The sequence below is a fragment of the Azospirillum brasilense genome, from assembly GCF_007827815.1.
GTDB classification, from domain to species: domain Bacteria; phylum Pseudomonadota; class Alphaproteobacteria; order Azospirillales; family Azospirillaceae; genus Azospirillum; species Azospirillum brasilense_C.
In genome coordinates this window covers 75,235-100,611 of sequence record NZ_VITH01000013.1, presented here as the reverse complement: position 1 = coordinate 100,611, position 25,377 = coordinate 75,235, and the positions used below count along the sequence as shown (strand labels likewise).

General features: G+C 69.1%; 19 protein-coding genes and 1 tRNA gene. 6 read left to right on the top strand and 14 right to left on the bottom strand.

Annotated elements, in window-relative coordinates; translation table 11 throughout:
* Nucleotides 1–23: 23 nt before the first annotated feature.
* The 4 genes from FBZ83_RS23900 to FBZ83_RS23885 all read right to left on the bottom strand — a co-directional run bounded on the left by FBZ83_RS23900 (nucleotide 24) and on the right by FBZ83_RS23885 (nucleotide 6,209).
* Nucleotides 24–1,343, bottom strand: a complete 1,320-nt coding sequence (locus tag FBZ83_RS23900; RefSeq protein WP_145689280.1) for a helix-turn-helix domain-containing protein — start codon at nucleotides 1,341–1,343, stop codon at nucleotides 24–26.
* A 220-nt stretch (nucleotides 1,344–1,563) separates the two neighbouring features.
* Entirely contained in the window at nucleotides 1,564–3,864 is a 2,301-nt protein-coding gene (gene ptsP / locus FBZ83_RS23895; RefSeq protein WP_145689214.1) for a phosphoenolpyruvate--protein phosphotransferase, read from the bottom strand.
* A 1-nt stretch (nucleotide 3,865) separates the two neighbouring features.
* Nucleotides 3,866–4,948: an NAD(P)H-dependent flavin oxidoreductase gene (locus FBZ83_RS23890; protein WP_145689213.1), complete on the bottom strand. Its 1,083-nt coding sequence runs from the start codon at nucleotides 4,946–4,948 to the stop codon at nucleotides 3,866–3,868.
* Between the two features lie 25 nt (nucleotides 4,949–4,973).
* Nucleotides 4,974–6,209 carry an aspartate kinase gene (locus FBZ83_RS23885; RefSeq protein ID WP_040133868.1) on the bottom strand — a complete coding sequence of 412 codons (1,236 nt, stop codon included), beginning with the start codon at nucleotides 6,207–6,209 and terminating at the stop codon, nucleotides 4,974–4,976.
* A gap of 156 nt (nucleotides 6,210–6,365) precedes the next feature.
* On the opposite strand from FBZ83_RS23885, the gene ubiG reads away from it, so the two are divergent.
* On the top strand, nucleotides 6,366–7,127 hold the full coding sequence (gene ubiG, locus FBZ83_RS23880; protein WP_145689212.1) for a bifunctional 2-polyprenyl-6-hydroxyphenol methylase/3-demethylubiquinol 3-O-methyltransferase UbiG: 762 nt from the start codon (nucleotides 6,366–6,368) through the stop codon (nucleotides 7,125–7,127).
* Between the two features lie 148 nt (nucleotides 7,128–7,275).
* On the opposite strand, the gene ptsN is transcribed toward ubiG, so the two are convergent.
* The 9 genes from ptsN to FBZ83_RS23835 all read right to left on the bottom strand — a co-directional run bounded on the left by ptsN (nucleotide 7,276) and on the right by FBZ83_RS23835 (nucleotide 14,711).
* The gene (gene ptsN / locus FBZ83_RS23875) at nucleotides 7,276–7,734 is read right to left on the bottom strand and encodes a PTS IIA-like nitrogen regulatory protein PtsN (protein ID WP_014198055.1); all 459 of its coding nucleotides are present in this window, start codon (nucleotides 7,732–7,734) and stop codon (nucleotides 7,276–7,278) included.
* A 34-nt stretch (nucleotides 7,735–7,768) separates the two neighbouring features.
* Nucleotides 7,769–8,365 carry a ribosome hibernation-promoting factor, HPF/YfiA family gene (gene hpf, locus FBZ83_RS23870; RefSeq protein ID WP_145689211.1) on the bottom strand — a complete coding sequence of 199 codons (597 nt, stop codon included), beginning with the start codon at nucleotides 8,363–8,365 and terminating at the stop codon, nucleotides 7,769–7,771.
* A 123-nt stretch (nucleotides 8,366–8,488) separates the two neighbouring features.
* Complete coding sequence (gene rpoN / locus FBZ83_RS23865) at nucleotides 8,489–10,078, bottom strand: RNA polymerase factor sigma-54 (protein ID WP_145689210.1); 1,590 nt, start codon at nucleotides 10,076–10,078, stop codon at nucleotides 8,489–8,491.
* Between the two features lie 16 nt (nucleotides 10,079–10,094).
* The gene (lptB, locus tag FBZ83_RS23860; RefSeq protein ID WP_145689209.1) at nucleotides 10,095–10,931 is read right to left on the bottom strand and encodes an LPS export ABC transporter ATP-binding protein; all 837 of its coding nucleotides are present in this window, start codon (nucleotides 10,929–10,931) and stop codon (nucleotides 10,095–10,097) included.
* An 18-nt stretch (nucleotides 10,932–10,949) separates the two neighbouring features.
* Complete coding sequence (locus FBZ83_RS23855) at nucleotides 10,950–11,873, bottom strand: LptA/OstA family protein (RefSeq protein WP_145689208.1); 924 nt, start codon at nucleotides 11,871–11,873, stop codon at nucleotides 10,950–10,952.
* Nucleotides 11,870–12,619 (bottom strand): LPS export ABC transporter periplasmic protein LptC, encoded by a 750-nt coding sequence (lptC, locus tag FBZ83_RS23850; RefSeq protein WP_145689207.1) that lies wholly within the window; start codon nucleotides 12,617–12,619, stop codon nucleotides 11,870–11,872. Before lptC ends, FBZ83_RS23855 begins: the two co-directional genes overlap by 4 nt.
* A gap of 26 nt (nucleotides 12,620–12,645) precedes the next feature.
* A complete protein-coding gene (locus FBZ83_RS23845) occupies nucleotides 12,646–13,674 on the bottom strand; it encodes a KpsF/GutQ family sugar-phosphate isomerase (RefSeq protein WP_145689206.1) in 1,029 nt (342 codons plus the stop codon).
* Between the two features lie 200 nt (nucleotides 13,675–13,874).
* Nucleotides 13,875–14,501, bottom strand: coding sequence for a ribonuclease D (locus FBZ83_RS23840; RefSeq protein ID WP_145689205.1), 627 nt, complete (start codon nucleotides 14,499–14,501; stop codon nucleotides 13,875–13,877).
* A gap of 123 nt (nucleotides 14,502–14,624) precedes the next feature.
* A tRNA-Leu gene (locus FBZ83_RS23835) sits at nucleotides 14,625–14,711 on the bottom strand.
* A gap of 228 nt (nucleotides 14,712–14,939) precedes the next feature.
* Between FBZ83_RS23835 and FBZ83_RS23830 the strand changes: the two genes are divergently transcribed.
* Nucleotides 14,940–15,929 carry a complex I NDUFA9 subunit family protein gene (locus FBZ83_RS23830; RefSeq protein ID WP_145689204.1) on the top strand — a complete coding sequence of 330 codons (990 nt, stop codon included), beginning with the start codon at nucleotides 14,940–14,942 and terminating at the stop codon, nucleotides 15,927–15,929.
* A gap of 173 nt (nucleotides 15,930–16,102) precedes the next feature.
* On the top strand, nucleotides 16,103–17,278 hold the full coding sequence (locus tag FBZ83_RS23825) for an MFS transporter (RefSeq protein WP_145689203.1): 1,176 nt from the start codon (nucleotides 16,103–16,105) through the stop codon (nucleotides 17,276–17,278).
* A gap of 21 nt (nucleotides 17,279–17,299) precedes the next feature.
* Here the strand turns inward: FBZ83_RS23825 and FBZ83_RS23820 are convergent, their stop codons facing one another.
* Nucleotides 17,300–18,100 (bottom strand): undecaprenyl-diphosphate phosphatase, encoded by an 801-nt coding sequence (locus FBZ83_RS23820; RefSeq protein ID WP_145678734.1) that lies wholly within the window; start codon nucleotides 18,098–18,100, stop codon nucleotides 17,300–17,302.
* Nucleotides 18,101–18,492: 392 nt separating this feature from the next.
* On the opposite strand from FBZ83_RS23820, the gene FBZ83_RS23815 reads away from it, so the two are divergent.
* The 3 genes from FBZ83_RS23815 (at nucleotide 18,493) to FBZ83_RS23805 (ending at nucleotide 25,305) form a co-directional block, all read left to right on the top strand.
* Nucleotides 18,493–19,941 carry an NAD(P)-dependent oxidoreductase gene (locus FBZ83_RS23815; protein WP_145689202.1) on the top strand — a complete coding sequence of 483 codons (1,449 nt, stop codon included), beginning with the start codon at nucleotides 18,493–18,495 and terminating at the stop codon, nucleotides 19,939–19,941.
* Between the two features lie 127 nt (nucleotides 19,942–20,068).
* Nucleotides 20,069–24,616, top strand: coding sequence for a glutamate synthase large subunit (gene gltB, locus FBZ83_RS23810; protein ID WP_145689201.1), 4,548 nt, complete (start codon nucleotides 20,069–20,071; stop codon nucleotides 24,614–24,616).
* A 203-nt stretch (nucleotides 24,617–24,819) separates the two neighbouring features.
* Nucleotides 24,820–25,305 carry a GNAT family N-acetyltransferase gene (locus FBZ83_RS23805; protein ID WP_145689200.1) on the top strand — a complete coding sequence of 162 codons (486 nt, stop codon included), beginning with the start codon at nucleotides 24,820–24,822 and terminating at the stop codon, nucleotides 25,303–25,305.
* The last annotated feature ends 72 nt before the right edge of the window (nucleotides 25,306–25,377 follow it).

Below are 25,377 nucleotides of genomic sequence, written 5' to 3'. Positions count from 1 at the left end.
GGCTTGTCGGGAACGGCCCGTCGTCAATGAGCGGGGGCGGCGCCGCGCAGGGTCGGGGCGTGCTGGTCCAGCGACACGTCGCGCAGCACCTGCCCGACCGCGCCCATCGCCGCGCCATCCACCCCGTCGGTGACGACGATCAGGCCGCCGGCGTTGCCGGTGCGCACCCGGATGCCCGAGCGGTCGGGCACGCGGTAGACGTCACCCGGCTTCAGCACGCGGGTGAAGATGATCTCGCCGCTGTTGTCCCGCACCTGGATCCAGCTGTCCTGGGTGGCGCGGAGCTGGATGCGCGAGGCGGTGTTCTGCGTGCCGTAGACCTTCGACGGCAGCGCCCCATCGGCGGCGGGCGGCGGCGCCGCCGGAGCCGCGGGCGGCAGGCTGGCGATGACCGGTGCGGCGGGGGTGAGCGGCGTCGGCTCCTGCGCGGCGCCTTCCGACTCGTCGTCTTCGGCCGGCGGCGGCGGGACGTTCACCATGGCCGACGGGGCAGCTGACGGGGGCGCGGCAGCGGGAGCGGGAGCCGCCGTGGGAGCGCTCGGCTTGGCGGGAGCGACCGGCGCCGGCTGGGCGACCACCGGAGCGGGGGCCGCGGCGGGCTTGGCCGGAGCCGCGGGAGCCTGGGCGGTCGGGACCGGAGCAGCGGGAACCGACGCCACCGGAGCAGGCGGTGACGGGACGGGCACCGCCGTGGAGGCGCCGCCTGCCTGAGGCGAAGCGGTCACCGGGGGAACCGCCGAGACGGACGGAGCTTCCGCCATCACGGTCGGCACCGAGGCCGGGGCGGCGGGCGATTCGGCCGGCGCCGGCAGAGCGGCGGTTTGGCCGCCCGTCTGATTGGCGTTGAAGGGCAGCGTGTCGAGCAGCGAGACCAGACGGTCGGGCAGGGTCGGGACCAGATCGACCATCGACCGGTCGGTCGCCGACAGATAGTACCAGCCGCCGTAGACGATGCCGGCCAGCACCATCGTGCCGAGCAGGACCGTGCCGCCGGGGATGCGGCCTTCCGGCACCGGAGTCGGGAAATAGAGCTGCTGGCTGCGCGTGCGGCCCGCCGCCTCGTCCTTGTAGCGGGTGAGGATGGTGTCGGGGTCGAGCCCCAGGCATTCCGCGTAGGAGCGCAGGAAGCCGGCGGCGTAGGTGGTGCCCGGCAGATCCTCGAACCGGCCCGCCTCGATGGCCTGCAGGTACGGGTAGCGGATGCGCAGCATCGTCGCGACCTCGCGCAGGTCGTAGCCGAGGCTCTCGCGCGTCTCGCGCAGGGTGTCGGACACGCTGGGGCCGGTCTGCGCCGCGCCGTCCTGCGCGGGGTCGTAGGAGCCGAAAACCTTGCGCTTGGCCATCATCTCAACCGTACCGTCGCCTCGGATGACTTATGGTCGCACCCCCGGCATGGGTACGCCAGCCGCGGGGTCGGCGCAACCGGGAAAGACCTTGATCCTGCCCTCTTGTATACGCCCTTCGTCCAAACCGCTGTAACAAAACGCCGCCAAGGCAAGCGCCGGCGCCGGATATGGCTCCGGGGTGGAGGAAGCGGCGGTGGCGGAAGGCTCGGGCGCGGCCTCAGATGAGGACGCCGTGGTCCTTGGCGAAGCTGCGCAGCTTGTCGCGCAGGCTGTGGTCGCCGCGCAGGTAGAGCCCGTTCATGTACTGGCGCAGCGCCGCCACGTCGAGCGAGCGCAGCATCGTCTTCACCGGTCCGACCGAGGGCGGCGACATCGACAGGGTGCGGAAGCCGATGCCGATCAGCGCCATGGCGTCGAGCGGCCGGCCGGCCATCTCGCCGCAGATGCTGACCGGGACGTTGGCGTCGCCGCAGGCCTCGACCAGCCGCCGCAGCAGGCTCATCATGGCCGGCGACAGCGGGTCGTAGCGGCCGGAGGTGCGCGGGTTGCCGCGGTCGCTGGCGAAGATGTACTGGGTCAGGTCATTGGAGCCGACCGACAGGAAGTCCACCCGCGGCAGCAGGGCGGGCAACTGCCAGAGCAGCGCCGGTACCTCGATCATCGTGCCGACGCGCACGCGGCTGGGCGGCTCGCCGCCCTGCCCCTCCAGCCGGGCGATCTCGAGGTCGAGCAGGCGGCGGGCGGCGTCGAACTCCGCCACCTCGGCGATCATCGGGAACATCACCGACAGCGGACGCCCGGCCGACGCCCGCAGCAGGGCGCGCAGTTGCTGGCGCAGCAGCGACGGGTGGTCCAGCCCGATGCGGATGGCCCGCCAGCCGAGCGCCGGATTCTCCTCCCCCTCGCTGGCCGCGATGTAGGGCAGCATCTTGTCGCCGCCGACGTCGAGCGTGCGGAAGACCACCGGCTTGTCGTCGGTCTGGTCGAGGATGCGGGAATAGAGGTCGGTCTGCGCGTGGACGTCCGGGTAGGTCGAGCGCACCATGAAGGGGATTTCGGTGCGGTAGAGGCCGATGCCCTCCGCCCCGCTGGCCTTCAGGTGCGGCAGGTCGATCAGCAGGCCGCAGTTGAGCTGGATGGAGATCGGCACGCCGTCCCGCGTCACCGAGGGTTGCGCGCGGATCGCCTCGTACATCTGCTCCTTGCGGGCGCGCAAGGCGACGGCCTCCGCGAAGGCCATCTGGATGTCCTCGGCCGGGCGGACGAAGGCCTGCCCGTGGTCGCCGTCGACGATCACCGGGTCCAGCGGCTCGATCCGGTTCAGCGCGTCGGGCGCCTGCACCACCGGGATGTTCAGCGCGCGCGCCACGATGCAGACGTGGCTGGACGGCGAGCCTTCCTCCAGGATCACGCCGCGCAGGCGGCGCTGGTCGTAATCGAGAAGCTCCGCCGGCCCCATCGACCGCGCGACCAGGACGATGTCCTCCGGCAGCGTGCCGCCGTCGGCCTCCGACTTGCGCCCGGCGAGGTGCTGGAGCAGCCGGTTGGTCAGGTCCTCCAGGTCGAGCAGACGTTCGCGGATGTAGGGGTCCGTCAGGTGGCTCATGCGGGCGCGGGTGTCGTTCTGCACCTGCTGCACCGCCCCTTCCGCCGTCAGCCCCATGCGGATCGCCTCGCGGATGCGCGACAGCCACCCGCGGTCCTCGGCGAACATCCGGTAGGTTTCCAGGATGTCCTTGGGCTCGCTCAGCCCCGCCAGCGCCGCCGCGTTCAGCAGGTCGTCGATGGCGCTGTGCATGGTGGCGATGGCCGCGTTCAGCCGCGCCAGCTCGCTCTCCGCGTCCTCGGACACCATCTGGCGGATGGTCAGCTGCGGGCGGTGGATCACCGCCAGCCCCATCGCCAGGCCGCTGGCCAGCGAGGTGCCCGACAGGCGCGCCGGCAGCAGCGCCGGATCGCCGGTGGAGGCGACCTCCTGCGGGTTGACCAGCTCGCCCTGGGCGACCAGTTCGGCCACCACCATGGCGATGGTTTGGAGCGTCTCGACCTCGACCTCGGTGTAGCGGCGGCGGTCCTTGTGCTGGATGACCAGGACGCCGCGGACCTTGCCGCCGCGCAGGATCGGCACGCCGGCCAGCGACAGGAACGGGTCCTCTCCGGTTTCCGGGCGGTAGGCGAAGCTGGGGTGCGACGGCGCGTTGTCCAGCGCGATGGGCCGCGCGTGTCCGGCGATGTCGCCGACGATGCCCTCGCCCACGCGCAGGCGGGTGTTGTGCACAGCGTCCTGGTTCAGGCCGAGCGTGGAGAACAGCTCCAGCACCTCGCCCGCCCGCATGACGTAGCAGGAGCAGACGTCCGCCCCCATCTCCATGCCGATCAGGGTGACGATCTTGTCGAGACGCTCCTGGCCGGAGCCGGAGCCGGCCATGACGTCGCGCAGCCGCGCCAGCAGGCGGCGCGAGGCGGCACCGTCGAAGCCCGGCGAACCGGCGGGGATGTCGCCCACGACGCCGTTCATCTCACGCCGCCCCCAATATGACCGGCTGGTCGGAAGCCCGGTCGGATGATGCCGGGCAGCGGGCGGCCAGCGCCGCTTCGGCCTGGGCCATCAGGTCTCCGATGATCTCGGCCACCGGCTGCTCGCGCGTGACCAGCCCGACGCTCTGGCCGGCCATCAGCGAGCCGCTCTCCACGTCGCCGTCGATCACCGCGCGGCGCAGCGCGCCGGCCCAGAAATGCTCGATCTCCAGAATGCCGGCGTCGCGCGTCGTCTCGCCGCGGTCGACGCGGGCGATGACCTCGCGCTGAAGCTCCATGAAGCGTTTGGACCCGGCGTTGGTCAGCGCCCGCACCGGGATCACCGGAAAGCGCGGGTCGATCTGCACCGACGCCTGGGCGTCGCGCGCCGAGGCCTTGATGAAGACCTGCTTGAAGCGCGGGTGCGCGATGGATTCGGTGGCGCAGACGAAGCGTGTGCCGATCTGCACGCCCGCCGCCCCCTGCTCCAGATAGGACAGGATGGCCTCGCCGCGCCCGATGCCGCCGGCCACGAAGACCGGGACCTCGCGCAGGTCGGGCAGGATCTCCTGCGCCAGGACGGTGGTGGAGACGGGGCCGATGTGGCCGCCGGCCTCCGTGCCCTCGATCACCAGGGCGTCGATGCCGATCTTGACCATCCGCCGGCCGCTGACCAGCGTCGGGGCGAAAGCCATGGCGCGGGCGCCGCCGTCCTTGATCCGCTTGATGGTGGCGCCGCTGGGGAAGCCCCCGGCGATCACCACATGGCTCACCGCCAGCTCCCGGCAGACGTCGATCAGACGGTCGAGGTCCGGGTGCATGTTGATGAGGTTGACGCCGAAGGGCTTCGCGGTCAGCGCCCGCGTGGCGGCGATCTCCGCCGCCAGCAGGTCCGGCGGCATCGAGCCGCAGGCCAGCACGCCGAACCCCCCGGCGTTGGAGATGGCGGAGACGAGATGACGCTCCGACACCCAGCTCATCGCACCGCCCATGATGGCGGTGCGCGTGCCGAGGAAGGCGCAGCCACGCTCCCACAGCCGGTCGAGTCGGGCGCCTGCGACCGCGTCGGACCTGGCGTCGGTCATCGCCGCCCCTCCCCCTTCACCCGGCTCAGGCCGCGTCCAGCCCGTAGGCGGTGTGCAGCGCGCGCAGCGCCAGCTCCGCATACTCCTCGGCGATCAGGACGGAAATCTTGATCTCGGAGGTGGAGATGACCTGGATGTTGATGCCCTTGTCGGCCAGCGCCTTGAACATGCGCTGCGCGACGCCGGCGTGGCTGCGCATGCCGACGCCGATCACCGACACCTTCACCACGTTGGCGTCGGAGACGATGCGCTTGTAGTTCAGCTCGGCCTGGGCGTCCTCCAGCACCTTGACGGCGCGGGCGATGTCGGCCTTGCCGACCGTAAAGGTCATGTCGGTGGACTTGCCGTCTTCCGACACGTTCTGGACGATCATGTCGACATTGACGGCGGCGTCGGTCAGCGGACCGAAGATGCTGGCCGCCACGCCCGGACGGTCGGCGACGCCGATGAGGGTGATCTTCGCCTCGTCGCGGCTGTAGGCGATGCCGCTCACAACTTCCTTTTCCACGATCTCGTCCTCGTCAACAACAAGGGTACCGGGAAGCGCGCTGCCGGCGGCCTCCTCGAAGCTCGACAGAACCTGCACGCGCACGCGGTGGTTCATCGCCATCTCGACCGAGCGGGTCTGCAGGACCTTCGCGCCCTGCGACGCCAGCTCCAGCATCTCCTCGTAGGTGATCTTGGAGAGCTTGCGGGCCTTGGTGACGATGCGCGGGTCGGTGGTGTAGACGCCGTCCACATCGGTGTAGATGTCGCAGCGGTCGGCCTTCAGCGCCGCCGCGAGCGCGACCGCCGAGGTGTCGGAGCCGCCGCGGCCCAGCGTGGTGATGCGCCCGCTTTCGGTCACGCCCTGGAAACCGGCGACCACGGCGACCTCGCCGGTGTTCATCCGCTTGTCCAGCTCCGCCGTGTCGATGGACACGATGCGCGCCTTGCCGTGCGTCTCGTCGCTGTAGATCGGAATCTGCCAGCCGAGCCAGGACCGCGCCTGGATGCCGAGCGACTGCAGCGCGATGGCGAGGAGACCGGAGGTCACCTGCTCGCCCGAAGCGACGATGGCGTCGTACTCGCGCGCGTCGTGCAGTTTGTCGATGTCGTTGCAGTATTTCACGAGCTGGTTGGTCACGCCGGACATCGCCGACACGACGACGGCGACCTGATGCCCCGCCTTGACTTCCTGCTCGACCTTTCGGGCCACGTTCTTGATGCGGTCGATGTCGCCGACCGACGTGCCGCCGAACTTGAGGACGATCCGCGCCATACCTCACACCATGTCTGGGCCGGCAAAAAAGCCGGCAGTCCGCGCCCCCGCTCTACCGTTGCCGGCGCGGGGCGGCGTATCCATACTCTGTCGCTCACAGCGAGGCAAGTTCGCCCCGCAATTGTTCTCGCAATCCAAGCATACGGGATTTCTTTCATGACCGCGACCGCCGGAACCGCAGGCACCGCAGGCACTGTCGACCCCCAGGACGTCGCCCGCTTTTCGGCCATCGCCGCGGAGTGGTGGGACCCCACCGGCAAGTTCCGGCCCCTGCACCGGCTGAACCCGCTGCGGCTGGCCTACATCCGAGACACGCTGTGCCGCCGCCTGGGCCGCGACCCGCTCGCGGCCGAGCCGTTGAAGGGCCTGCGCATCGTCGACATCGGCTGCGGCGGCGGCCTGCTGTCGGAGCCCGTCGCCCGCATGGGCGCCACCGTGGTCGGCGTCGACGCGGCGGAGCGCAACGTCCACACCGCCGCCGCCCACGCCGCGGAGACCGGCACCCCCGTCGATTACCGCGCCACCACCGCCGAGGCCCTTGCAGCCAGCGGCGAGCGCTTCGACGCCGTCCTGGCGATGGAGGTGATCGAGCATGTCGCCGACGTGCCGCTGTTCGTGAAGTCCTGCGCGGAACTGACGGCGCCGGGCGGCGCGCTGTTCCTGGCGACGCTGAACCGCACGCCGAAATCCTTCGCGCTGGCCATCGTCGGGGCCGAGTACATCCTGCGCTGGCTGCCCCGCGGCACCCACAATTGGCGCCAGTTCCTGCGCCCCGGCGAGTTGGCCGCCGCCGTACGCGCCGAGGGGCTGGCGATCCGCGACCTGACCGGCATCACCTACAACCCGCTGTCCGACGAGTTCCGGCTCAACCCGCGCGATCTCGACGTGAACTACATGGGCTGGGCCGAGCGGGCCTGAACGTACGGGGCGGCGGCGAGGCGTACGGACGTACATACGTACGTCCCGCCGCCAGAGCCCGGAAAGACGGCGGCACCGGGTGCCGGACAACAAAAAAACGGGAGAGCCGCCGGCTCTCCCGTTTTTCGTGTTCGCAAGAGAACGCGCCTTACGCCGCGTGGCTGGCTTCATGCTGGGTCAGCAGCGCGTAGATTGCGTCCGCCGAGTCCGAACCGCGCAGCTTCTCGCACATGGACTGGTCGCGCAGCAGGCGCGACACACGGGCCAGCGCCTTCAGATGGTCGGCGCCGGCATGATCCGGAGCCAACAGCAGGAAAATAAGATCGACCGGCTGCTCATCGATCGCATCGAAGTCGATGGGCCGCTCCAGCCGGGCGAAGACGCCGTGGACGCGGTCGAGGTTGGGCAGCTTGCCGTGCGGGATGGCGATGCCATGACCCACGCCGGTGGTGCCCAACCGCTCGCGCTCCAGGAGGACGTCGAAGATCGCCCGTTCGTGCTGGCCGGTCAGCTCGGACGCCTTGCGCGCCAAGTCCTGCAGGGCCTGCTTTTTGCTGCCGGCCTTCAGGTTCGGGAGGATGGCGTGCGGCGTGATGAGATCGAGCATGACGCTATGGGTGTGGTTGGAACAGAGACCGGACTCAGGCGCCGGCCTTCTCCGCCGGGTCCACCCAGCCGATGTTGCCATCGGCGCGGCGGTAGACCAGGTTCAGGCGGCCGTGGGCGCCGTTGCGGAACATCAGCGCGGGAGCGTCGGCGAGTTCCATGCGCATCACCGCCTCGCTGACCGCCAGGGTCGCGATGTTGGTTTCCATCTCGGCGATCACGATGGGCTGCGCCTCCTCGGCGGCGGCCTCGTCGCTCTCCACATGGGCCTCGTCCTTCTCCGCTTCCAGGATCTGGTAGCGGGCCGGGAAGGCTTCCTGCGCGGGGGCTTCGACGCTGTGGTGGTCGCGCAGACGGCGCTTGTAGCGGCGCAGGCGCTTGGCCAGCTTCTCGCACGCGGTGTCGAAGGCGGGGTACGGCTCGGTGGCCTCGGACGCGCTCTGAAGGACGATCCCACGACCGACATGCACCTGGATGTCGGCCTTGAACAGATGCGCTTCGCGCGTCAGGACGACGTTGGCCTCGATCGGCTTGTTGAAATACTTGCCGACGATGGTGTTCAGGCTGTCCGCGACGTGGGTGCGCAGAGCATCACCAACGTCAAGCTGCTTGCCTTTGACGGTCAGTTGCATTTTGGGATGTTTCCAATCTGGTCCGCGATAGACATAGGACGACGGAAGGCCGCCACGTGCGGACGGGGACCATAGTGACGGCGGTATGGGCTGTCAATCAAGGACGGCCCCCTCCCGGCCCGGTTACATGCGTGACATCTTGGCACGGCGTCGCTGCACCGATGACGGAATGCGCATCGCTTCACGATACTTCGCGACCGTCCGGCGCGCAATGTCGATCCCTTCACCACGAAGGATTTCGACGATTTTATCGTCCGACAGCACGTCCTCGGGCTTCTCGGCGTCGATCATCGCCTTGATGCGGTAGCGCACGGCCTCCGCCGAGTGGGCGGCCTGCCCGTCGGCCCCCTGGATGGCGGAAGTGAAGAAGTATTTCAACTCGAACACGCCGCGCGGCGTCGCCATGAACTTGTTGGTCGTGACGCGGCTGACTGTGCTCTCGTGCATGCCGATCGCCTCGGCGATGTCGCGCAGGATCAGCGGCTTCAAATGCGAGACGCCATGGATGAAAAAGGCGTCCTGCTGCCGGATGATCTCGCTGGCCACCTTCAGGATCGTGGTGGCGCGCTGGTGCAGCGACTTGACCAGCCAGTTGGCCGACTGGAAGCGCTCGGTGATGTATTCCTTGTCCGCCTTGTTGCGGGCGGTGCCGGAGATGCGCGCGAAATAGCGGTGGTTGACCAGCACCCGCGGCAACGTGTCCGGGTTCAGGTCGATCAGCCAGCCGCCACCCGGGTTGGCGCGCATCAGGATGTCGGGGGTGACGAGCTGGGCCGGCGTGTGGTCGAAGCTGAGCGCCGGCTTGGGGTTCAGCTTGCGGATCTCCGCGACCATGTCGGCGATGTCCTCGGCGTCCACGCCGCAGACCTTCATCAGCGCCGGCAGGTTGCGCGCCGCCAGCAGCTCCAGATGGTCGAGCAGGGCCTCTATCGCCGGGTCGAAGCGGTTCTTCTCGCGCAGCTGGATCGCCAGACATTCCTTCAGCGACCGCGCGAAGATGCCCGGCGGGTCGAAGCGCTGGCAGGCGGCCAGAACCCGCTCCACCCGCTCCGGTGCGCAGCCGAGCTGCCCGGCGAGGCTCTCGACCTCCAACCCGGTGATCCAGCCGGCCTCGTCCAGCATGTCGATCAGCGCCAGACCGATGAGCTGGTCGCCGAGGTCCGGCAAGTCGATCTTCAGCTGCTCGGTCAGATGGTCGCGCAGGCTCTTCTGGCCGGTCAGCGTGGCTTCCAGGTTGGACTCGTCGTCCTCGAAGCCGCCGCGCCCGCCGCGCTCCTGCCAGGAGCCGTAGACGTCGCTCGCCCCGTCCGTTCCGTCGGAGAAGCGGTCGTCGGAATAGACATTCTCGAAATCGGTGTCGAGCGGCGCGTCGGACGCCGACCCCATGGTTTCCGACGCGGTCATCTCCACCGTGTCGCGGGTCCGCCCGTCGGTCATCGGCGGCTGGCGTTCCTCCGGAGCGGCGAGGTCCACCGCGCCGGGCGCCCCCCCGCCGTCACCGGCCCCGTCGCCCCCCGCCTCTCCGCCACCATCGCCACCGCCCTCGCCGGGACCGCCGTCGCGTTCCAGCAGGGGGTTCTGCTCGATCTCGCGATCGACGAAGTCCGACAGTTCGATGTTCGACAGCTGCAGCAGCTTGATGGCCTGCTGCAGCTGCGGAGTCATCACCAGGGACTGGGTCTGACGAAGATCGAGGCGTTGGCTGAGCGCCATGGGCAGGGAAACCGCACTAGAGGCTGAACCGGTCGCCGAGGTAGACCCGGCGCACATCCTCGTGCGCCACGATCTCGGCCGGCTCTCCCTCCATTAGTACCACACCATCGTGCAAGATGTATGCCCGATCGACGAGGTCGAGCGTTTCACGCACGTTGTGGTCGGTGATGAGCACGCCGATGCCACGGTCGCGCAGGTGGCTGACCAGTTCGCGGATGTCGTTCACCGCGATCGGATCGATGCCGGCCAGCGGCTCGTCGAGCAGGATGAAATGCGGCTGGGAGGCCAGCGCGCGGGCGATCTCGACGCGCCGCCGCTCGCCGCCCGACAGCGCCAGCGCCGGGGCCCGGCGCAGGTGGGTGATCGAGAACTCCGCCAGCAGCTCGTCCAGCATCTGCTCGCGCGTGTCGCGGTTGGGTTCCACGACCTCCAGCACGGAGCGGATGTTGTTCTCGACCGACATGCCGCGGAAGATCGACGCCTCCTGCGGCAGATAGCCGATGCCCAGCCGCGCCCGGCGGTACATGGGCAGCGCCGTGATGTCCTGCCCGTCGAGCAGGATGGTCCCGGAGTCGGCGGCGATCAGCCCGGTGATCATGTAGAAGCAGGTCGTCTTGCCCGCGCCGTTGGGGCCGAGCAGGCCGACCGCCTCGCCGCGCTGGACCGTCACGGTCACGTCGCGGACGACCGGGCGCTTCTTGTAGGCCTTGCCCAGATGCAGGGCCACCAGCCCCTCGCTGGGGCGCACGTCGGTGGCGGGATGGCCCGCCGGGTGGGCCGACGGGTGGCCCGGCTGGTTCGGGGCGGAAAGGGTCGGGCCGCCGAGGCCCCGGTCTTCGATGTCCATGGCCATTGATTCGCTGCCGGGTCGTCAGGGCTTCGCGGCGGGCTTGGCGCCCGTCTGCGCGGTGGGCGTGCCGCCCGGCTGGGCCGTGGGTTTTCCGCCCGCCTGGGCGGTGGGCCGGCCCCCCGGGGCGCCCGGCTCCTGGCCGGGGATCAGCAGGCCCATCACCCGCCCGCCGGTGGCGGGACCGGCGATCACCCGGTTGACCTTGGTCTTCATGTTCATCTCGGCGGCGTCGCCATTGAGCTGGTTGTCGTTGCGGGTGATCTTGACGTTTCCCAGCAGCACCGCCGTCTCGTCGGCCACCGAATAGACCAGCTTGTCCGACAGCGCCACGTCGGTCGCGGTGGTCACCACCACGCTGCCGGCGCCGTCGATGCGCTCCATCTGGGTCGAGCCGTCCGGCATCTTCTTGAGCTGGCCGATCAGGATGTCGGCGCGCAGCCGGTCGCCGTTGGCGATGCGCACCGCCACGGCGTCGCCGCGGGCCACCGTCAGGTTCTTCGCCTCGTAATATTCCAGCGTGTCGCGCGCCGTCACGATGTCGGTGCGGGTGACCAGCTTGAGGTTGCGCCCGGTGACCACCGCCACCTGCTTGTCCACGTCGTAGACACCACGCTCGCCGAAGACCTCCTGGGTCGGGCTGACGATGCGCACGTTGCCCTCGGCGAGGAGCTGGAACACCTCGTTCCCCTTGCCGGGCACCTCGCGGTAATAGGCGGTCAGCACGTCGGCGTAGACGGTGCTGTCGGTGCGCTTGGCCGAGGCGTTGCCGCGCGCCACATAGGCGCGCACGTCCTGGTGCCATTCGATGGCCTGATCGGCGTTGACCTCGACCGGGTTCGGGCCGCCGCCGAGGCCGGGCAGCCCCTGGGCCGCCGCCGGAATCGCCGCCCCCGACAGCAGAAGGAACGCGGCCATCAGCGGGGCCGCAAGGGTGGCTGCACTCAACGCGTCTTTCCTCCCGGGCTTTCGGCGGCCTGGACGTCGGCCTTGGACTGGTTCAGGAACACCATCGTCTTGCCACGGTCGGACAGGCGGAAGCCCTCGGCGTTGATGACGCCCTGCGGCCCCTGGCCCACGACATGGACATCGCCCCAGGCGGTGCCTTTGCGGATGTCGGATTCCGCTTCCTCGGTGGTGAATTCGTTGCCGTCGTCGCGCATGACGCGGACATGGCCGCGCATCAGCAGGATGCCGGTGACCTGGTTGTACCAGCCCTTGTCGGAGCGGATGGTCACCCAGGTGCCGTCGGTCTGGGTCATCTCGGCCTCCGGCTGGTCGAGCAGCATGACGTCCGGCTGGTCGGCGATGCGGTCGGCCTTGGCCGCCACCAGCGAGAAGGGCTGGTTGTCCTCGTCCACCGCGATGTAGCGCGGCTTGATCATCTCCAGCTGGCCCTTGTCGGCCGAGATGCGCAGGGTCGGCAGCTCGGTCAGCGAGGGCCAGACGGCGATCAGCGCCATCACCGCCAGCGCCAGCGCCGGCAGCGCGAACTTCATGCCGGTGACGAACCGGCTGTACCCGCGGCTGACCGGGCGGATGTCCCGGCGGCGGTGGACGCGCTTGGCGGCCTCGCCCTCCGACTCCCCTTCCGGCAGCGCTCCCGGCATCGCCATGAGCTGCGCGGCAAGGGAAGGCGCATCCGCGCGCCGCTCCTGCGTGTTCACCGTCCGATCCTTCAGGTCGCTGTCCATGGCGTCAACCGTCCTCCGGCTGCCCGTCACGCCGCCCCGGCGCGCAGGCAATCGTGAATGTGCACAACACCGAGCGGCCGGTCCGCTTCCACCACGAACAGGCTGGTGATCTGCTTCGCGTTCATTTCCCGCAGCGCCTCCTCGACCAGCGCCTTGGGGCGGATCGTCTTGGGCCGCGGCGACATGATGCTGTCGGCGCGCTCCGCCCACAGCTCCGGCGTCAGGTGGCGGCGGAGGTCGCCGTCGGTGATGACGCCGGCCAGCGCGCCCGCGGCGTCGACCACGCCGACGCAGCCGAGCCGCTTGGCCGTCATCTCGAATATGACGGTGGAAAGCGGCGTATCCAAGGCGCACAGGGGCATATCCTCACCCTTGTGCATCACGTCGGTCACCTTCAGCAGCGCCCGGCCGAGCTGGCCGCCGGGGTGGAACTGCTTGAAATCCGCCGCCGTGAAGCCGCGCCGCTCCAGCAGGGCCACCGCGAGCGCGTCGCCCAGCGCCAGCATCATCGTGCTCGACGTGGTCGGGGCCAGCCCCAGCGGGCAGGCCTCCGGGGCCGGCGGCAGCACCAGCGCCACGTCCGACTGCTCGGCCAGGGAGGAGCCGGCGCGCCGGGTGATGCCGATCAGCGGGATGTCGAAGCGGCGGGTGTAGGCGACGATGTCCGACAGCTCGTGCGTCTCGCCGGAGTTGGACAGGGCGATGACCGCGTCCTGCCGGGCGATCATGCCGAGGTCGCCGTGGCTCGCCTCGCCCGGATGGACGAAGAAGGCCGGCGTGCCGGTGGAGGCCAGGGTCGCGGCGATCTTGCGCGCCACATGGCCGGACTTGCCCATGCCCGAGACGACGACGCGCCCGGCGATCGCGGCCAGCCGGTCCAGCGCGCGCACGAAGGCGCCGTCCAGCCCGTCCGCCAGAGCGGTCAGGGCCTCGGCCTCCATCCGCAGGACGCGCCGGGCGCTCGCGATGTCGCGATCGGCCGCGCCGTCGGATGGGCGATCGGCTGGGCGATCGATCAGGCTGGGTGCCAGGCTGGATGCGGTCAGGCTCGTCAAGGCGGTGCTTGCCTCTTCTGGTTGGCCCAAGGGGCCGAAAAAGGGTACTCCGACTGGCAGCCCGCGTATCCGCGACAACGCGCCAGCCGCCGCGCGGGCAGTATGCCCACCCGCGCGCGTCCGGTCAAATCAACGTCCGGAGGGCTTGACCTATTCCACCAGGGCTCTCGCCCCGGCGCCGGCCGTCGATGCGACAGCCCTCAATGCGACAGGATGTCCGGCTGCTCCCAGCCGCCGAGGTCCAGTTCGCCGCGGGCCGGCAGGAAGTCGAAGCAGGCCTTGGCGAGATGGGTTCGCCCCTCGCGCGCCAGCATGACGTCGAGCTTCTCCTTGAGGTCGTGCAGGTGCAGCACGTCGGAGGCGGCGTATTTCATCTGCTCCGGCGTCAGCTCCGCAGCACCCCAGTCGGAGGACTGCTGCTGCTTGGACAGCTCCACCCCCAGCAGGTCCTTCACCAGATCCTTCAGCCCGTGCCGGTCGGTGAAGGTGCGGACCAGCTTGGACGCCACCTTGGTGCAGTAAACCGGCTGGCAGGCGACGCCGAGATAGGCGCGCATCACCGCCACGTCGAAGCGGGCGAAGTGGAACAGCTTGGTGACCTCGGGGTCGGCGAGCAAACGCTTCAGGTTCGGCGCCTCGTACTGGCCCTTGCGGAACTGGACCAGATGCACCGTGCCGTCGCCGGGGGAAAGCTGGACCAGGCAAAGCCGGTCGCGGTGGGGGTTCAGCCCCATGGTCTCGGTGTCGATGGCGACGGCGCCGTCGCGGGCAAGGGACTTCAGGTCGAGACCGTCCGGCAGGTCGCCGTCATGGAGGTCGATGGGCATTGGGTGGCTTCCCGCTCAGTAGGACGGCCCCCGGCCACGGACCCCAGAAACGACGAACGCCGCTCTGCTACCTTTCCGTCCCGTTGGGGGAGGACCGTAGCATGCGGCGCAGCCGGGTAGATATGGTGCCCAGGAGAAGACTCGAACTTCCACGACATTTCTGCCACAGGTACCTGAAACCTGCGCGTCTACCAATTCCGCCACCTGGGCTCGGTGTGGGCCGCTTATGTAGCCGGCTGGTGGGGGCCCGTCAACAGCTTTTTTCACTTTCGCGCGGAAAGATCCGCCGGGCGCGAAATGGGCGGCGGGCGGCGCGTCAGGGCCTAGCCTCTCCGGGGAGGTTTCTATATAAGCAACCCCCGATCCGGTCGCCCCGCCCCGCTGGCGGGCGGCCCGGAGGGAAAGAATTTGCGGGCCCAACGGCACGGGAGAAGGTCGATGTCCTATCGCTCTGAAGTGGTCACGGTGTTCGGCGGTTCGGGATTCGTCGGCCGCCATCTCATTCGCCGCCTCGCCAAGACCGGCGCCATCGTGCGCGTGGTGTCGCGCCATCCGAACAAGGCCAACTTCCTGAAGACCGCCGGCTCGGTCGGCCAGATCGTGCCGATGGCCGCCGACGTGAAGGACGACCAGTCGGTCGCGCGGGCCATCCAGGGCGCGGACACCGTCATCAACCTGATCGGCACGCTGTACGAGCGCGGCGCCTGGAATTTCCAGACCGTGCATGTCGACGCCCCGGCGCGCATCGCCCGCATCGCCAAGGCCAGCGGCGTGCGCCGCCTCGTCCATGTCTCGGCCATCGGCGCCGACGCCAAGTCGGCCTCGGCCTACGCCAAGTCCAAGGCGGCGGGCGAGCAGGCGGTGGCGCAGGCCTTCCCCGGCGCCACCATCATCCGCCCGAGCATCGTCTTCGGGCCGGAAGACGGCTTCTTCAACAAGTTCGCCGCCATGGCGCAGGTGTCCCCGGCGCTGCCGCTGATCGGCGGGGCGACGAAGTTCCAGCCGGTCTATGTCGGCGATCTGGCCGACGCCATCGCCGCCGCCGCGACGCTGGATTCGGCCGCCGGCCGGACCTTCGAGCTGGGCGGCCCGCGCGTCTACAGCTTCAAGGAGCTGATGCAGCTCATGCTGCGGGAGATCCGCCGCAAGCGCTTCCTCGTGCCGGTTCCCTGGAACGTCGCGGAGACGCTGGGCGGCCTGCTGGAGAAGGTTCCGCCGATCGTCGCCCCGCCGCTGACCCGCGATCAGGTGGAGATGCTGCGGACCGACAACGTCGCCGCCGCCGGCGCGCCGGGCTTCAAGGAGCTGGGCATCGCCAACCTGTCGAGCTGCGAGGTGGTCCTGCCGACCTACCTGTCGCGCTTCATCGTCGGCGGCCGCTCCAACACGACGCCGCGCGACGCCGGCAACCATTCCGGCGCGCACTGATCCCACAGGCCCGCGCCATCGACACGAAAGCCCCGGCTCGTCGCCGGGGCTTTCGCCGTTTTCGGTTCCGGCGAACCCGCGCAAGGGTGCCCTGCGGCGCACGGCCTTGATTCCCGCGCCCGCCTGCCGCATCTGGCCCCTTCATCGGGGCGACGGAAGGGGCGCGGAGGATCATGCAGGCCGCAACGCAGGATTTCACCATACGGGAATTCGCCGACCGCGCCCCGGGCGCCCGGCTGGCCTCCCTGGCGGCCTTCTTCGTCAACGGCTCGGTCTTCGGCGTCTGGGCGACCCAGATCCCGGCGATCAAGGACCATCTGGACCTCAGCCCCGGCGTGCTCGGCGTCGCCCTGCTCTGCCTCGCCGCCGGGGCGCTGACCGCGATGGTCGGCAGCGGCCCGCTGCTCGGCCGCGTCGGCAGCGCCCCGGTGATCCGGCTCACCGCCGTGGCCTTCGCCCTAATCCTGCCGCTGCCGGCGCTGATGCCGGACCTGCTGTCGCTGTGCGCCGTGCTGTTCCTGTTCGGGGCGGCGGGCGGCACCATGGACGTGGCGATGAACGCCCACGGCGCCCTGGTGGAGCGCCATCTCGGGCGGCCGATCATGTCATCGCTGCACGGCATGTGGAGCCTGGGCGGCCTGTTCGGCGCCGGGGTCGGCGGCCTGCTGCTGCAAGTCCTGCCGCCGCCGGTCCAGGCGTCCCTGCTCGCGGCGACCCTGCTGCTCCTGTTCGTCGCGCTGCACCGCCGCTTCCTGCCCGGAAGCGCCGATCAGCAGGCCGAGCCGACGGGCCTCGCCCTGCCCGACCGCGGCACGTTGCTGCTGGGCGCGCTGACCTTCCTGGCCTTCATGAGCGAGGGCGCGATCCTGGACTGGAGCGCCGTCTATCTGCGCGAGGATCTGGGGGGTGCGGCGTCGATCGCGGCGCTGGGCTTCGCCGTCTTTTCCGGCGCCATGGCGGTGGGCCGCTTCTGCGGCGACCGGCTTCGCCAGCGGTTCGGCGGGCCGCTGCTGGTCCGCGCCGGGGCGGTTCTGGCCTTCGCCGGTCTGGCGGTCGCGCTGACCGGCGGCGGGCCGGTGGTGGCGGTCGCCGGCTTCGGGCTGACCGGGCTCGGCCTGTCGAACGTGGTGCCGGTGCTGTTCAGCGCCGCCGGGGCCAAGGCGGAGGGGGAGGCCGGTCAGGCCATCGCCGCGGTGGCGACCCTCGGCTACGCCGGGGTGCTGACCGGCCCGGCCCTTCTGGGTTTCGTGGCGGAGGCCAGCACGGTGGGCTTTTCCTTCGCCCTGGTCGCCGCGCTGGCGCTGGTCATCGCCGCGGCCTCCTCGCGCGCCGTCGCCCGGCAGGGCTGAGGCGCGCGGGAGGGGTTCCGGTCAGAGATAGAGGAACGCCAGCATCCCCGTGCCGATGGCGATGCGGTACCAGGCGAAGGGCGCGAAGCCATAGCGCCCGACGAAATCCACCAGCACCTTGACCACCAGCGCCGCCGCGACGAAGGCGGTGACGAAGCCGACCCCGATCAGCAAAGCGGAGTCGACGTTCATCAGGCTCCAGTTCTTGTAGAGGTCGTAGACCGTGGCGCCGGCCATGGTCGGGATCGCCAGGAAGAAGGAGAACTCCGCGGCGGTCCGCCGATCCACCCCCATCAGCAGCGAGCCGATGATCGTGGCGCCCGAGCGCGACACGCCCGGCACCAGCGCCAAGCACTGGCACAGGCCGATCTTCAGGGCGAGCGGCGCCGGGAAACGCTCGATCTGGTTGTAGCGCGGCACCGGCACCAACCGTTCCGCCATCAGGATTCCGATGCCGCCGACGATCAGCGCGATGCTGACCACCGTCGGGTTGAACAGCACCGCCTTGATGACGCCGTGCAGCGCCGCCCCCAGCACCATCGCCGGCAGGAAGGCCAGGATCACCGCCATGGCGAAGTGGCGGGCGCCCGGATCGTCCTTCAGCCCGGTGACCACGTTCCACAGCCGGGCGAAATAGACCGTGCAGATCGCCAGGATCGCACCGAGCTGGATCACCACCTCGAACACCTTGCCCGGCGGGCCTTCGAAGCCCAGCAGGGTGTCGAAAATGATCAGGTGGCCGGTGGACGAGACCGGCAGGAATTCGGTCAGCCCTTCGATCAGGCCGAGCAGAGCGGCGTCCAGATATTGGTCGATCAGCATGCGGCGCGTGGCCTCTGACAGGATGGCGGATGGCAATGTCCGGCTTATAGCAGCGCAACATGGCGAAGGCGACGACCCATGGGGCGATACCCCGAATTGGGCGATAGTCCCGGATCGGTCCTAATTTTCTTGCTTGTTTTTCAGGCTCTCCGGCACTCTGCGGAGGCTTCCGCGACATCGAGTCACGGTTTGGTCAGCCATACTGCCCTAACGACGAAAATATGCTCGCGCGGCGCCTTCGCTTGCGGTATATGACGTTCAGACCGCGTGACCGCGGGCTTTCGTTTTCACTGCGGCCACGCCCCTCCCCGTGCCCCATCGGCGCGAAAAAGGGTCGCCCGGCCGCCGGCGCCGTCCCCATGCACGGGACACGGGAAGAAGGAGCAGGCGTTATGGCGAACCAGAGGATGTTGGGCTTCGTGCACACCGCGCAGCGGATGCCCGACAAACGCCCGGCCGCGGAGCGCCGCCAGGATTTCGCCGAGATCTACGCCCGCTTCAGCGACGACCGCGCCAACGAGCAGGCCAACCGCTGCTCGCAGTGCGGCGTTCCCTTCTGCCAGGTGCATTGCCCGGTCTCCAACAACATCCCCGACTGGCTGAAGCTGACCTCCGAAGGCCGGCTGGAGGAGGCGTACGAAGTCTCCCAGGCCACCAACAACTTCCCGGAGATCTGCGGTCGCATCTGCCCGCAGGACCGTCTGTGCGAGGGCAACTGCGTCATCGAGCAGTCCACCCACGGCGCCGTCACCATCGGCTCGGTCGAGAAGTACATCAACGACACCGCCTGGGATCAGGGCTGGGTGAAGCCGCGCACGCCGTCGCGTGAGCTGGGCGTCTCGGTCGGCGTCATCGGCGCCGGTCCCGCTGGCCTCGCCGCCGCCGAGGAACTGCGCGCCAAGGGCTACGAGGTGCACGTCTACGACCGCTACGACCGCATGGGCGGCCTGCTGGTCTACGGCATCCCCGGCTTCAAGCTGGAGAAGTCGGTGGTCGAGCGCCGCGTGAAGCTGCTGGCCGACGCCGGGGTGATCTACCATCCGAACTTCGAGGTCGGCCGCGACGCCTCCCTGCCGGAGCTGCGCCGCAAGCACGTCGCCGTGCTGGTCGCCACCGGCGTCTACAAGGCGCGCGACATCAAGGCGCCGGGTTCGGGCCTGGGCAACATCGTGGCAGCGCTGGACTATCTGACCACCTCCAACAAGGTCAGCCTGGGCGACACGGTGGAGGCGTACGAGAACGGCTCCCTGAACGCCGCGGGCAAGCATGTGGTGGTTCTGGGCGGCGGCGACACCGCCATGGACTGCGTGCGCACGGCCATCCGCCAGGGTGCTGTATCGGTCAAGTGTCTGTACCGCCGCGACCGCAAGAACATGCCGGGCTCGCAGCGCGAGGTCGCCCACGCCGAGGAAGAGGGCGTGGAGTTCATCTGGCAGGCCGCCCCGGAAGGCTTCACCGGCGACACGGTGGTGACCGGCGTGCGCGCCGTGCGCATCCATCTGGGCGTCGCCGACGCCACCGGTCGCCAGACCCCGCAGGTGATCGAGGGGTCGGAGTTCACCGTCCAGGCCGATCTGGTCATCAAGGCGCTCGGCTTCGAGCCCGAGGACCTGCCGAACGCCTTCGACGAGCCGGAACTGAAGGTGACCCGCTGGGGCACGCTGCTGGTCGATCATCGCACCAAGATGACCAACATGGACGGCGTGTTCGCCGCCGGCGACATCGTGCGCGGCGCCTCGCTGGTGGTGTGGGCCATCCGCGACGGCCGCGACGCGGCGGAGGGCATCCACGCCTATGCCAAGGCGAAGGCCGAGGCGCCGGTCGCCGTCGCGGCGGAATAAAGCCGCAACAATCCATAATTCCGCGGGTTCCAGGGGTCCATTTCGGCCCCTGGCGGGGGTGAAGGGGCGAAGTCCCCCTTTCGAACAGACTGCCCCCGTCAAACAGACTGACTGAAAGGGTCCACCGATGACCACCGAGTTGAACCAGGGTGAGCAGTTCGTCGCCGACTTCCGCGCCAACGCCGCGGCGCTGACCACTGCCAACGCCTACAACCCGGAGGATGAGCACGACGCCTGCGGCGTCGGCTTCATCGCCGCGATCGACGGCAAGCCCCGCCGCTCGGTGGTCGAGAAAGGCATCGAGGCGCTGAAGGCCGTCTGGCACCGCGGCGCCGTGGACGCCGACGGCAAGACGGGCGACGGTGCGGGCATCCACGTCGCCGTGCCGCAGAAGTTCTTCAAGGACCATGTGAAGGTCATCGGCCACCGCGCGCCGGACAACAAGCTGGCCGTCGGCCAGGTCTTCCTGCCGCGCATCAGCCTGGACGCGCAGGAAGCCTGCCGCTGCATCGTCGAGACCGAGATCCTGGCCTTCGGCTACTACATCTACGGCTGGCGCCAGGTGCCGATCAACGTCGACATCATCGGCGAGAAGGCCAACGCGACCCGTCCGGAGATCGAGCAGATCATCGTCGGCAACAACAAGGGCGTGTCCGACGAGCAGTTCGAGCTCGACCTCTACATCATCCGTCGCCGCATCGAGAAGGCGGTGAAGGGTGAGCAGATCAACGACTTCTACATCTGCTCGCTGTCGGCCCGCTCGATCATCTACAAGGGCATGTTCCTGGCGGAGCAGCTGACCACCTTCTACCCGGACCTGCTGGACGAGCGCTTCGAGTCCGACTTCGCCATCTACCACCAGCGCTATTCGACCAACACCTTCCCGACCTGGCCGCTGGCCCAGCCCTTCCGCATGCTCGCCCACAACGGCGAGATCAACACGGTCAAGGGCAACGTCAACTGGATGAAGGCGCACGAAACCCGGATGGAGCATCCGGCCTTCGGCACCCACATGCAGGACCTGAAGCCGGTGATCGGCGTCGGCCTGTCGGACTCCGGCTCGCTCGACACCGTGTTCGAGGTGATGGTCCGCGCCGGCCGCACCGCCCCAATGGTCAAGATGATGCTGGTGCCGCAGGCGCTGACCAGCTCGCAGACCACGCCCGACAACCACAAGGCGCTGATCCAGTACTGCAACTCCGTCATGGAGCCGTGGGACGGCCCGGCCGCGCTGGCCATGACCGACGGCCGCTGGGTCGTCGGCGGCATGGACCGCAACGGCCTGCGTCCGATGCGCTACACGATCACCACCGACGGCCTGATCATCGGCGGGTCCGAGACGGGCATGGTGAAGATCGACGAGACCCAGGTCATCGAGAAGGGCCGCCTCGGCCCGGGCGAGATGATCGCCGTCGACCTCCAGTCCGGCAAGCTCTACCGCGACCGCGAGCTGAAGGACCATCTCGCCACGCTGAAGCCGTGGGACAAGTGGGTGCAGAACACCACCCACCTGGACGAGCTGGTGAAGACCGCCTCGCTGAAGGGCGAGCCGTCGGACATGGACAAGGCCGAGCTGCGCCGCCGCCAGCAGGCCTTTGGCCTGACCATGGAAGACATGGAGCTGATCCTGCACCCGATGGTGGAGGACGGGAAGGAGGCCATCGGCTCGATGGGCGACGACAGCCCCATCGCCGTGCTGTCCGACAAGTACCGCGGCCTGCACCACTTCTTCCGCCAGAACTTCTCTCAGGTCACCAACCCGCCCATCGACAGCTTGCGTGAGCGCCGGGTGATGAGCCTGAAGACGCGGCTCGGCAACCTCGGCAACATCCTGGACGAGGACGAGACGCAGACCCGCCTGCTGCAGCTCGAATCGCCGGTCCTGACGACCGCCGAGTTCCGCGCCATGCGCGACTACATGGGCGACACGGCGGCCGAGATCGACGCGACCTTCCCGGTCGACGGCGGTCCGGAGGCCCTGCGCGACGCGCTGCGCCGCATCCGCCAGGAGACGGAGGACGCGGTGCGCGGCGGCGCCACCCACGTCATCCTGACCGACGAGGCGATGGGCCCGGCGCGCGCCGCCATCCCGGCGATCCTCGCCACCGGTGCCGTGCACACGCACCTGATCCGCTCCAACCTGCGCACCTTCACCTCGCTGAACGTGCGCACGGCGGAGGGGCTGGACACCCACTACTTCGCCGTGCTGATCGGCGTCGGCGCCACCACGGTCAACGCCTACCTCGCGCAGGAGGCCATCGCCGAGCGTCACCGCCGCGGCCTGTTCGGCGCCATGCCGCTGGAAAAGGGCATGGCCAACTACAAGAAGGCCATCGACGACGGCCTGCTGAAGATCATGTCCAAGATGGGCATCTCGGTCATCAGCAGCTACCGCGGCGGCGGCAACTTCGAGGCCATCGGCCTGTCGCGCGCGCTGGTCGCCGAGCATTTCCCGGCGATGGTCAGCCGCATCTCCGGCATCGGCCTGAACGGCATCCAGAAGAAGGTGCTGGAGCAGCACGCCACCGCCTACAACGAGGAGGTCGTGGCCCTGCCGGTCGGCGGCTTCTACCGCTTCCGCAAGTCGGGCGACCGCCACGGCTGGGAAGGCGGCGTGATCCACACGCTGCAGCAGGCGGTGACCAACGACAGCTACACCACCTTCAAGAAGTACAGCGAGCAGGTGAACAAGCGCCCGCCGATGCAGCTCCGCGACCTGCTGGAGCTGCGCTCCACCAAGGCCCCGGTGCCGGTGGACGAGGTGGAGAGCATCACCGCGATCCGCAAGCGCTTCATCACGCCGGGCATGTCCATGGGCGCCCTGTCGCCCGAGGCCCACGGCACGCTGAACGTCGCCATGAACCGCATCGGCGCCAAGTCCGACAGCGGCGAGGGCGGCGAGGATCCGGCGCGCTTCCGCCCGGACAAGAACGGCGACAACTGGAACAGCGCCATCAAGCAGGTGGCCTCGGGCCGCTTCGGCGTCACCGCCGAGTACCTGAACCAGTGCCGCGAGCTGGAGATCAAGGTCGCCCAGGGCGCCAAGCCCGGCGAGGGCGGCCAGCTCCCCGGCTTCAAGGTGACCGAGATGATCGCGCGGCTGCGTCACTCGACGCCGGGCGTGATGCTCATCAGCCCGCCGCCGCACCACGACATCTACTCGATCGAGGATCTCGCCCAGCTCATCTATGACCTGAAGCAGATCAATCCGGATGCGAAAGTGACGGTGAAGCTGGTCAGCCGTTCCGGCATCGGAACGATTGCCGCGGGCGTCGCCAAGGCCAACGCCGACATCATCCTGATCTCCGGCAACAGCGGCGGCACCGGCGCTTCCCCGCAGACCTCGATCAAGTTCGCCGGCCTGCCCTGGGAGATGGGCCTGTCGGAGGTCCATCAGGTCCTGACGCTGAACCGCCTGCGCCACCGCGTGCGGCTGCGCACCGATGGCGGCCTGAAGACCGGCCGCGACATCGTGATCGCCGCCATGCTGGGTGCGGAGGAGTTCGGCATCGGCACGGCCAGCCTGATCGCCATGGGCTGCATCATGGTCCGCCAGTGCCACAGCAACACCTGCCCGGTCGGCGTCTGCGTGCAGGATGACAAGCTGCGCCAGAAGTTCGTCGGCACGCCGGAGAAGGTCGTCAACCTCTTCACCTTCCTGGCCGAAGAAGTGCGCGAGATCCTGGCCGGCCTGGGCTTCCGCTCACTGAACGAGGTGATCGGCCGCACCGACCTGCTGCATCAGGTCAGCCGCGGCGCGGAGCATCTCGACGACCTCGACCTGAACCCGCTGCTGGCCCAGGTCGATCCCGGCGAGAACGCCCGCTACTGCACGCTGCAGGGCCGCAACGAGGTGCCGGACACGCTGGACGCCCGCATCGTCGCCGACGCCCGCCCGCTGTTCGAGGAGGGCGAGAAGATGCAGCTCGCCTACAACGCCCGCAACACGCAGCGCGCCATCGGCACGCGGCTGTCCTCGATGGTGACCCGCAAGTTCGGGATGTTCGGGCTGCAGCCCGGCCACATCACCATCCGCCTGCGCGGCACCGCCGGCCAGTCGCTCGGCGCCTTCGCGGTGCAGGGCATCAAGCTGGAGGTGATGGGCGACGCCAACGACTATGTCGGCAAGGGCCTGTCGGGCGGCACCATCGTCGTCCGTCCGACGACCTCCAGCCCGCTGGAGACCAACAAGAACACGATCATCGGCAACACGGTCCTCTACGGCGCGACGGCGGGCAAGCTGTTCGCCGCGGGCCAAGCCGGCGAGCGGTTCGCTGTCCGCAACTCCGGCGCCACCGTGGTGGTCGAGGGCTGCGGCTCCAACGGCTGCGAGTACATGACGGGCGGCACGGCGGTCATCCTCGGCCGCGTCGGCGACAACTTTGCCGCCGGCATGACGGGCGGCATGGCCTACGTCTACGACCTGGACGACAGCCTGCCGCTGTACATCAACGACGAGAGCGTGATCTTCCAGCGCATCGAGGTCGGCCATTACGAAAGCCAGCTCAAGCACCTGATCGAGGAGCATGTGGCGGAGACGCAGAGCCGCTTCGCCGCCGAGATCCTCAACGATTGGGCGCGTGAGGTGACCAAGTTCTGGCAGGTTGTTCCGAAGGAAATGCTGAACCGCCTGGAAGTGCCGGTCCATCTGCCGAAGGCCATCTCGGCGGAGTAAAACCCGCGGCGTAAATCTCAGGTCGATTGCGCATATGCGAAACGGCGGTCCGGGGCAACCGGGCCGCCGTTTTTCACGCCGGCCGCGCCATGGCCGTCCTTTTCAGGGCGCCGTTCCCTGGAATAATCTGGTTGGGAATAATCTGGTTCGGCACGGGTTGTTAGGACCGCCTGGGGGCATCCGCAACCACACGGGAGGGCGTCATGCCGGCAGAGGACGGCTTGCGCATCAACATTCGCTTCGCCACGGCGGCCGACGGGCCGCGCTGCGCCGACATCTTCCTGCACGGGCGTCGCGCCGCCTTTTCCTGGCAACCCCAGGACCGGTTCGGCCTGGACGACTACTACGACTGCGTGGATGGGGAAGAGGTGCTGGTGGCCGAGTTGGACGGGGCCGGAGCCGGCGCCTGGGCGACGACCCGGCTGGTCGTCGGCTTCATCTCCGTCGATGCCGGCGACCGTTTCATCCACACCCTGTTCATCGACCCGCTGTGGCGCGGGCAGGGCATCGGCAGCGCGCTGCTGCGCGAGGCGTTGAGCCTGCTGCGCGGCTCCGCCGAACTGGCCTGCGCCTCGCGCAACGCGGCGGCCCGCGCCTTCTACGAGCACAACGGCTGGACCCCGGTCCCCGACGCCGGTCCGGAGGGCGACGCCGCCCCCCTGGTGGTCTACCGCAAATCCGCCCTTTGACACCCTCCCGGCACGGTTGATCCATAAGCCGAAGGAGCGGCGTCACAGGCCAAAGCGCAGACTGTTTTCCAC

What these genes read in the sequence shown, in the direction of transcription:
- FBZ83_RS23820 (WP_145678734.1), bottom strand. Translation starts at nt 18,100, where the DNA reads ATGCTGATCGACCAATATCTGGACGCCGCTCTGCTCGGCCTGATCGAA.
- gltB (WP_145689201.1), top strand. Translation starts at nt 20,069, where the DNA reads ATGACCACCGAGTTGAACCAGGGTGAGCAGTTCGTCGCCGACTTCCGC.
- rpoN (WP_145689210.1), bottom strand. Translation starts at nt 10,078, where the DNA reads ATGGCGCTCAGCCAACGCCTCGATCTTCGTCAGACCCAGTCCCTGGTG.
- FBZ83_RS23825 (WP_145689203.1), top strand. Translation starts at nt 16,103, where the DNA reads ATGCAGGCCGCAACGCAGGATTTCACCATACGGGAATTCGCCGACCGC.
- FBZ83_RS23900 (WP_145689280.1), bottom strand. Translation starts at nt 1,343, where the DNA reads ATGGCCAAGCGCAAGGTTTTCGGCTCCTACGACCCCGCGCAGGACGGC.
- lptB (WP_145689209.1), bottom strand. Translation starts at nt 10,931, where the DNA reads ATGGCCATGGACATCGAAGACCGGGGCCTCGGCGGCCCGACCCTTTCC.
- FBZ83_RS23890 (WP_145689213.1), bottom strand. Translation starts at nt 4,948, where the DNA reads ATGACCGACGCCAGGTCCGACGCGGTCGCAGGCGCCCGACTCGACCGG.
- ptsP (WP_145689214.1), bottom strand. Translation starts at nt 3,864, where the DNA reads ATGAACGGCGTCGTGGGCGACATCCCCGCCGGTTCGCCGGGCTTCGAC.
- ptsN (WP_014198055.1), bottom strand. Translation starts at nt 7,734, where the DNA reads ATGCTCGATCTCATCACGCCGCACGCCATCCTCCCGAACCTGAAGGCC.
- lptC (WP_145689207.1), bottom strand. Translation starts at nt 12,619, where the DNA reads ATGGACAGCGACCTGAAGGATCGGACGGTGAACACGCAGGAGCGGCGC.
- FBZ83_RS23840 (WP_145689205.1), bottom strand. Translation starts at nt 14,501, where the DNA reads ATGCCCATCGACCTCCATGACGGCGACCTGCCGGACGGTCTCGACCTG.
- FBZ83_RS23815 (WP_145689202.1), top strand. Translation starts at nt 18,493, where the DNA reads ATGGCGAACCAGAGGATGTTGGGCTTCGTGCACACCGCGCAGCGGATG.
- hpf (WP_145689211.1), bottom strand. Translation starts at nt 8,365, where the DNA reads ATGCAACTGACCGTCAAAGGCAAGCAGCTTGACGTTGGTGATGCTCTG.
- FBZ83_RS23830 (WP_145689204.1), top strand. Translation starts at nt 14,940, where the DNA reads ATGTCCTATCGCTCTGAAGTGGTCACGGTGTTCGGCGGTTCGGGATTC.
- FBZ83_RS23805 (WP_145689200.1), top strand. Translation starts at nt 24,820, where the DNA reads ATGCCGGCAGAGGACGGCTTGCGCATCAACATTCGCTTCGCCACGGCG.
- FBZ83_RS23885 (WP_040133868.1), bottom strand. Translation starts at nt 6,209, where the DNA reads ATGGCGCGGATCGTCCTCAAGTTCGGCGGCACGTCGGTCGGCGACATC.
- ubiG (WP_145689212.1), top strand. Translation starts at nt 6,366, where the DNA reads ATGACCGCGACCGCCGGAACCGCAGGCACCGCAGGCACTGTCGACCCC.